General features: G+C 44.1%; 9 protein-coding genes. 7 read left to right on the top strand and 2 right to left on the bottom strand.

Annotated elements, in window-relative coordinates:
- Window positions 1-207: 207 nt before the first annotated feature.
- Both AC1DSE_RS05355 and AC1DSE_RS05350 read right to left on the bottom strand, forming a co-directional pair.
- The gene (locus tag AC1DSE_RS05355) at window positions 208-660 is read right to left on the bottom strand and encodes a MarR family winged helix-turn-helix transcriptional regulator (protein ID WP_477509423.1); all 453 of its coding nucleotides are present in this window, start codon (window positions 658-660) and stop codon (window positions 208-210) included.
- 99 nt (window positions 661-759) lie between these two features.
- A complete protein-coding gene (locus AC1DSE_RS05350; protein ID WP_477509422.1) occupies window positions 760-1,614 on the bottom strand; it encodes a helix-turn-helix transcriptional regulator in 855 nt (284 codons plus the stop codon).
- 176 nt (window positions 1,615-1,790) lie between these two features.
- Here AC1DSE_RS05350 and AC1DSE_RS05345 point away from each other — a divergent pair, with 176 nt between their 5' ends.
- The 7 genes from AC1DSE_RS05345 (at window position 1,791) to AC1DSE_RS05315 (ending at window position 7,631) form a co-directional block, all read left to right on the top strand.
- Entirely contained in the window at window positions 1,791-2,918 is a 1,128-nt protein-coding gene (locus AC1DSE_RS05345) for a Gfo/Idh/MocA family protein (protein ID WP_339207580.1), read from the top strand.
- Window positions 2,919-2,922: 4 nt separating this feature from the next.
- On the top strand, window positions 2,923-3,996 hold the full coding sequence (locus AC1DSE_RS05340) for a Gfo/Idh/MocA family protein (RefSeq protein ID WP_477509421.1): 1,074 nt from the start codon (window positions 2,923-2,925) through the stop codon (window positions 3,994-3,996).
- A 205-nt stretch (window positions 3,997-4,201) separates the two neighbouring features.
- Window positions 4,202-4,933 (top strand): UMP kinase, encoded by a 732-nt coding sequence (pyrH, locus tag AC1DSE_RS05335; RefSeq protein ID WP_339207582.1) that lies wholly within the window; start codon window positions 4,202-4,204, stop codon window positions 4,931-4,933.
- Window positions 4,934-5,142: 209 nt separating this feature from the next.
- Window positions 5,143-5,451, top strand: a complete 309-nt coding sequence (locus AC1DSE_RS05330; RefSeq protein ID WP_477509420.1) for a hypothetical protein — start codon at window positions 5,143-5,145, stop codon at window positions 5,449-5,451.
- Window positions 5,452-5,462: 11 nt separating this feature from the next.
- Window positions 5,463-6,044 (top strand): hypothetical protein, encoded by a 582-nt coding sequence (locus AC1DSE_RS05325; RefSeq protein ID WP_477509419.1) that lies wholly within the window; start codon window positions 5,463-5,465, stop codon window positions 6,042-6,044.
- A gap of 16 nt (window positions 6,045-6,060) precedes the next feature.
- On the top strand, window positions 6,061-6,615 hold the full coding sequence (locus AC1DSE_RS05320; protein WP_339207584.1) for a sigma-70 family RNA polymerase sigma factor: 555 nt from the start codon (window positions 6,061-6,063) through the stop codon (window positions 6,613-6,615).
- Entirely contained in the window at window positions 6,612-7,631 is a 1,020-nt protein-coding gene (locus tag AC1DSE_RS05315; RefSeq protein WP_477527471.1) for a DUF4871 domain-containing protein, read from the top strand. The genes AC1DSE_RS05320 and AC1DSE_RS05315 overlap by 4 nt, the downstream gene beginning before the upstream one ends.
- Window positions 7,632-7,721: the final 90 nt, after the last annotated feature.

The raw sequence follows: 7,721 nt of genomic DNA, 5'->3' as shown, positions 1-7,721 counted from the left end.
GTACTGAGGCGATAACGAAAACAGTCATCGATAATCCGGCTTGCGTGTCAGATCCTCCAAGCCCATTGGTCACATAAACGGACAACGCTGTTGCTAATGTATAAAAAGCAAAAAATAGAAAAAAGCTGCTTAAACATATTTTAATGAAGTCGGCGCTCCATAGTTTATTCGTATTCATTATAGGTTCCCCTCTCAGATGTTCGCCGATCATTCACTCGTCTTTGTGTTTGATTCGTGGTTCAGTTCTGCGTTTTTAGTTATTTTGGCGATAAATTTTTTGAATGATTGAATTTCGTCTTCCGAAATATCTGTCAACAGCTGTGCAACAAATTTTGCTTCGATAGGTGCCAGTTCATTAGAGCATGTTCTGCCATTAGCGGTTAAATAAAGCAGCTGTGATCGGCGGTCATTCGGATTGGCGACACGTCGGACAAGCGCTTTTCGTTCAAGCTGGTCAACAAGCCGTGTAATGTTGGCGGGATCCTTGTCGGAGCGCTGCGCCAAATCTTTATGAGTCATGCCATCGTGCTCATCAAGATACATAAGCAGCGACCATTGTTCAGGCGTAACGTCATAATCTTGAAAAAGCTGATGCAGCCGAAGGTTTAGTTTACGGCCTGTATTGCTGAGCATATAGCCTACTGATTGTATAATTTCCATTGATTTCACCTGCTATTTTCATTTAGTTGTTATGACAATAATACGCTTAACAACTAAATGGGTCAAGAGCTTCAATCCACAAATTTGGAATGAAGCGGTTTACAATTGATCGGAAGAGACATGATTTTGCTTGCGATATTGTTCGGGTGTAAGATCGGTATGCAGCTTGAAAGCGCGGCTGAAATGAGAGGGATGCTTAAAACCAACATCATAACCAATGTCGGTGATGGGGTGAATGGTGTTGATAAGTTCGATTTTGGCCTGATAGATTCTACGCTGCATGAGAAACTGGAAGATTGTAAATCCAGTAACCTCTTTGAATGTTTTAGCCAAATAGTATTTGCTTAAGTGCAGCTCTGCTTGAATCGCCTCTAGCGTAATATCATCATTATAATGACATTCCAAATAGGAGATGATCGATTGAACATGGCGTTCTTTGGAGGTAGGAAAGGATGGTTTATCCTTCAGCGGCTTCTGGCAAAGCTGATTGATCTGAATAAGAAAATCGAGCATTAAAGCTTGAAATCGCTGAATGGAGAAGCTGTCCTGCAGGACGTAAAGCTGTTCAAGCTTGTGAAGACTAGCTTCTATTTCTGCTTTCTCATTGCCCCTCAGCTGCAAACGTATATTTTGAAGCTTCTCGAATGGTTCGAGCAGGTCCGCTGCAAATGAAGGCTGAATAAATTGCTTGAAGTAATACGGATCAAAATGTAGGATCGACCGGTGGTAAACTGCGCTTGGGTCGACATGTGCCCGGTGCAGTGTCATCCCGTGCATAAGCAGCAAGTCGCCAGGCTCCAGAACATAGATGCGGTCATTAATAAGATAGTTTACTTTGCCGCCATGGAAATAATAGATTTCGTAATGAAAGTGACTATGATAGGGAATATGAGCATTAAAATCAGAGCTGGTTCCCATTGTGAACGGTAATTGGATTTGTTGCTGCTTGCTCATCATTTCGCCTCCACTCATAAATACCATCATTATACACCAACCACAGTCAAATAAAAGCGTAAACAAGTTAATGCGAATGAAGCCCACTGCATCCCAAAATGCTACCATATAGGCAGGCAAAACGATTGTGAAAGCAGCTGCTATTATAACATTGTAAATAAAGGGGCGGTATTCGGATGCAGATCGTTCGTTTGGGAATTATCGGACTAGGAAATATGGGCAAGGGTCATATTGGCTACTTGTTAAAAGGTGAAGTCAGTGGAGTTGAAATAACCGCAGTTAGTGATTGTGTACAAGCAAATCTTGCGTGGGCAAAAGAAAAGCTTGGCGATCAAGTCGGATTATATGAGGATCCTTATGAAATGATGGACTCTGGACTTGTTGACGGAGTGCTTATTGCGACGCCGCATTTCTCCCACCCAGAGCTTTCTATTGCTTGCTTTAAGCGTGGTCTGCATGTGCTTTGCGAGAAGCCGGCAGGTGTTTATACGAAGCAGGTTCGCGAGATGAATGACGCAGCCAGCCAAACAAATGTGAAATTCAGCATGATGTATAACCAACGGACAAATCCGATATACGTGAAGCTGAAAGAATTGATAGATAACGGCGAGCTAGGTGAAATAAGAAGAACCAATTGGATTATAACCAATTGGTATCGCTCTCAAAGCTATTATGACTCCGGTACTTGGCGTGCAACTTGGGCTGGTGAAGGCGGCGGAGTGCTGCTAAACCAAGATCCGCATCAGCTCGATTTGTGGCAATGGACGATCAGTATGATGCCAAAGCGCGTCCGTGCTTTCTGCTACTTCGGCAAGCATCGTGACATCGAGGTTGAGGATGATGTAACCGCATTCGTAGAGTATGAGAACGGAGCTACTGGAGTGTTCGTGACGACGACTGGCGAAGCGCCAGGCACGAACAGACTGGAAGTGAGCGGTGATCGCGGTAAAATTGTAATTGAAAATAACCAATTAACATTCTGGCGTCTAACAGTTCCTGAGCCGGAATTCAACAAGCAGTTCAAAGGCGGCTTCGGTCAGCCGGAATGTTGGAAATGTGAAATTCCGATTCATGGCAGCAACCCCGATCATAAAGGCATTACACAAAACTGGGTGAATGCGATTCTGTTCAATGAACCATTGATTGCTCCAGGTGAGGAAGGCATCAAAGGGCTTATGCTCTCGAATGCGATGCTGCTATCGACATGGACGGATGGCTGGGTAGATTTGCCGATTGATGAGGAGTTGTTCTATAAGCATCTGCAAGAGAAAATCGCAAGCTCAGCCTATCAGAAGGAGGACTAGATCGATGAGTAATGCAGATGGCATGAAATATGCGCCAAAGGGAAAGCCGAATAGAGTAGTTGAGGATGGGCAATTCGTAATCGCCGCTGTTAGTCTTGATCACGGTCATATTTATGGCATGTGCAACGGACTTGTGGAAGCGGGCGCCACTTTAAAATGGGTATACGACGCTGACCCCGCTAAGGTTGAAGCATTTATCCGTCAATATCCGCAGGTACGGGCAGCTGAGTCGGAAGAGCAGGTGCTCTCCGATGATGAGGTGCAGCTGGTTGCAGCTGCAGCGGTAACATCGGAGCGCGGCCCGCTAGGCGTTCGCGTCATGCAGAGCGGCAAACATTATTTTACCGATAAAGCGCCATTTACAACGCTTGAACAGCTCGCGGACGCTCGCGCTGCAAACGCAGATACAGGAAAAAAATACGCAGTATATTACAGCGAGAGATTGCATGTGGAATGCGCGGTTTATGCGGGTCAATTGATCGAACAAGGTGCAATTGGACGTGTTGTTCAAGTCATTGGACTAGGGCCGCATCGTTTGAACGCTGCCTCTCGCCCGTCATGGTTTTTTGAGAAGGAAAAGTATGGCGGCATCATTTGTGATATCGGATCGCATCAAATTGAACAATTTCTATATTTTACAGGCAATCAGAATGCCAATGTTGTAAACAGCAAGGTGGCCAACTATGCCAATAAGGAGTATCCAGAGCTTGAGGATTTTGGAGATATGACGCTTGTTGGCGAGAATGGGGCAACCGGTTATTTCCGTGTCGATTGGCTAACACCAAGCGGTCTTGGAACATGGGGCGACGGTCGTACTATGATTCTCGGAACTGAAGGCTACATCGAGATGAGGAAGTACATTGATATCGCTAAAGATAAGGACGGAGATCAGCTTTATTTGGTAAATGCAGATGGCGAGCAGCATATCCAGCTTCGCGGCAAAGTCGGCTTCCCTTATTTTGGCCAGCTCATTCTCGATTGCTTGAACGGCACTGAGCTTGCTATGACGCAGGAGCATGCTTTCAAAGCAGCTGAGCTGTCGCTTCTTGCTCAGAAGCATGCGACAAAAGTGGAGTAGAAATGTTTGCTGCTAATGGGTAGTTGCTTTTTTGCTCGTACTCAGTATAAAATATGTGAGAATTAATAAATGGAAGGAGTGGGAATATGAGGATCAAGTGCAAGGTTGCGTTATCCAATTGTGTTTTTCATATTCCCATTTCACTTTTACACTAAAGCATCTATTGCTTTAGTGTTTTTTTTATCCTAAGGAGGTGTAACGGCGAATGAGGTACAAGAGAGTTCTTATTAAGCTTAGCGGCGGGGCAGTAGCAGGAAATGCTGAATTCGGTTTTGAGCCTGAACGGTTAAATTACATTGCGAATGAAATTATATCCGTGGTCCGTTTAGGTGTTGAGGTGTCGCTCGTTATTGGCGGGGGGAATATATTTCGCGGCAATATGGCGGAAAGCTGGGGAATCGAAAGAGCGGAAGCAGATAACATCGGAACACTTGCAACCGTCATTAATAGTTTGATGCTTCGCGGGGTGCTGAAAGCTAAAACAGACAAAGAAGTTCGCGTCATGACAGCGATACCGATTACTTCGGTCGCCGAGCCATACATCAGACTGCGTGCAATCCACCATTTGGAGCAAGGTTATATCGTCATATTTGCTGGAGGCAACGGTCAACCCTACGTGACAACGGATTATCCTTCGGTACAAAGGGCCATTGAAGTGAATAGCGAGGCGCTTTTGGTTGCAAAACAAGGCGTAGATGGCATTTTTAATGCCGATCCTAAATACGATGCCGATGCGAAGCGGTTCAAATCTCTTCATTACAATGATGTTTTGCAATATAATTTGAAGGTAATGGATCAGTCAGCCTTTATATTGGCTAGAGACTATCATTTGCCTATGCATGTGTTCAACTTCGACAAGCCCGGATCCATGAAAGAAATTTGTGAAGGCGGAAACAATGGAACCATCATTAGCGGTGAATCTGTTCTTGCCTACTAATAACTGTTGAAATAAAAAGGACTGCTTATAAAGGTACTCCCGTTTAATGAAAGCCGGGAAATGTACTTTTTAAGCAGTCCTTTGATGTTTTTAGGAGTCGGGAATTTTATATAGACCTTATTCAACATCATAACAGAGCCGTAATTATAAGTCTATATTTTTGAATGATAATATGTAAAAATTTGATTATCTTGGATGGGAGGTACAGCATGAACCTACAATCATTATTTTCTGAACCTATTATGTCACAGTCCACTCTGGGTGGCTTTGCTAGTGACGTGTTTCTAGTCATCACGGAAGCAGGGGAATACGTTGTTCGGTCATCCGGCGTAGATGAGACCGTTGATGTTCCTTTTGTATGGGCATGCAGCAATTTGTTCGGGAAACAATTAAGCGAGACGTTTGATATGGAGATTATTAATCAATATCTCTCACGATTGACAAGCAATATCGCTATTCCCAGTGTACTTGGCAAGGCCGTGATCGATGGAAGACAAGTGATTTCGGTTGAAAAATAAATGGAGTTCCATTGTCATTTCAAAATAAACCCGCGATGCTGATGGAGGATTTTGGCCGATCGATTGCGGAGATCCATTCCGATAAAGGTAAGGAATGGGGTTCTCTAAATGGCTCAGTTCGGTATGCATTAGCGGATTTCCCTCAGAAGCTAGCAGATGCATTAAGGGTGATGGCAGCACGTTATTACAAGGAAAATGCGGCAATCCATGAATCTCTTAATTACTACTGTTCATTAGCTGAAAATATGCCGGTACCGGAGTATGCCTCATGCATCATGCTCGATATGGATCCGAGGCAGTTTCTATCAAATGGAGAACGTGTTAGCGCAATCGTTGATACAGAAGCGTATGTGCTTGGTCCTCGTGAAATGGATTTAATAGCGATTGAATGTTCGTTGGATGAAGCGGGAGCTCATCATTTCCGCAAAGGTTATGCTGAAGTGCTGCCTTTCCCTGATTTATTACAGGTGCGTGATTTGTACCGATATTTCTTCTGCTTACTCGAAATTAAGGGACCGGCTTTTGACTATCACAAATGGATGTCCTTTCCTCACCTATTCGGGAACTTTAGGAACGCAGAAGGGTCTTCTTAATTAGAGAGGTGATGAGGTGGAGCTCGAATATGTGAAGTATTTGGCAAAAGGATTTGAAACGGATGCCGTATTGATTGATTTGATGAATGCACATGGCAACGACGTTTGGAATTTTGCATTCTTTTTAATTCGGAATGCCGATGCGGCAGATGACATTTGTCAGGATGTTTTTTTGACAGTATATGAGAAGCTGCATACATTTCGAGGCGAAGCCAGTATGAAGAGCTGGCTGCTTGCCATTACACGAAACAAAACGTATAAATACAAAAGAAGTGCTTATTTTTCTAAGGTCATTGTGATGGATTTCGTAACAAGAAGGGAAACATCCAGATCAGCGGAAGCGGAAGTTTTTGACCTTATGGAAACCAAATATATTTGGAACACCGTTATGAAGCTTCCGCTGCGCTACCGAGAAGTCCTCATACTGGAAATTCATTATCAATTATCGATGCAAGAAATGGCAAGTTTGCTGCAAATAGCGGAAGGGACGGTTAAATCGAGGCTGCACCGCGCACGCAAAAAAATGACAAGTTTACTGCAAAGTGATTCAAAAGGAGGAAACATCATATGAAGGAGCCAAAACAGTGGGAAGAAGCGCTTAGCCGCTCCCCGTTTGTGAATCCTCGCTTCACTGAGCAATTGAGGGAGAAAATTGTTTATAGGGCCAATGATAAACCGAAGAAAAAGTCTTATATTGCTCGTCTGGGAGCACTTAGTGCAATCGCAGCCGTTCTTGTCTATATACTGTTTGCCACAGATTTGAGCAAGCTGTTTACAAGCCCTTCACAAATCGTCGGAACAAATGGAAGCGGCAGGGTAGAGGAAATTCGAACGGAATACAGGAAGAACGGCGAAATGATATTTCAAGTATTTCCTGAAGAGAATGTGGTAGCGAGTGTCATGCAAGGCTATGTTCTCCATTTCACGCAGTCCATTGATGTTTTTCTTGGCAAAAACATTTCTATTGAAGGTTATCATGCGCAATCGGGAAAACGGTTGACCGTTATGTCCCCTGTGACCATTACAGAGCCGAGCTCAGGGTATGAGACGTTGGAACGTTTTACAACCAGCTTTAGCCTGCCGCTGGGCGGAACATGGACATTCGAGGTCAAGCTGAATGAACAATTTTACGGTGACTTTATTTTGGCAGTGCAGGAGCCTTCGCCATGGATAAGCACATCTACGTTCAAATTGCCGTATACAGGCAACGATGGAATGCCTCACAACTATGTGCTTGCTGGCGAGAAAGACAAGGTTGGATTTCTTGTAGGCCCTTATCAAAATGAGCAAGGATTGATCCTAGACGAGCAGCCGATTGTTGCGGGGAAAGGAAATAAGTACATGTGGTATTTCTGGGGGAGCAAGAAGGAACTCACGGGCAGCTTTAACGTTATGGGCGTAAAAGAAGGCACTACGCAGGAGATTGAAGTTTTCTCTGCGCGCAGTGTGGGCTCTCCGCTGAATGGGGCAGACGCGRTTATTCCATCATCGATGGTACTGCCCGAAGCCGGCATGTGGCGGCTAAACGTATACATTCAAGATAAGTTATTTAGCAGTATTACTATTCAGGTGGAATCGGCGAGCTGATATTCATTATTTTAAAAGGAGAAGGCTTCCATTAGGCAGCCTTTTTAGTAAACTATTTACATAAGAACGTATGTGCGGTAAATTATGGGT

The sequence above is a fragment of the Paenibacillus sp. 01L418 genome, assembly GCF_056400045.1.
The sequence above is the reverse complement of the archived record's forward strand: the minus strand, read 5'-3'. Positions and strand labels throughout refer to the sequence as shown.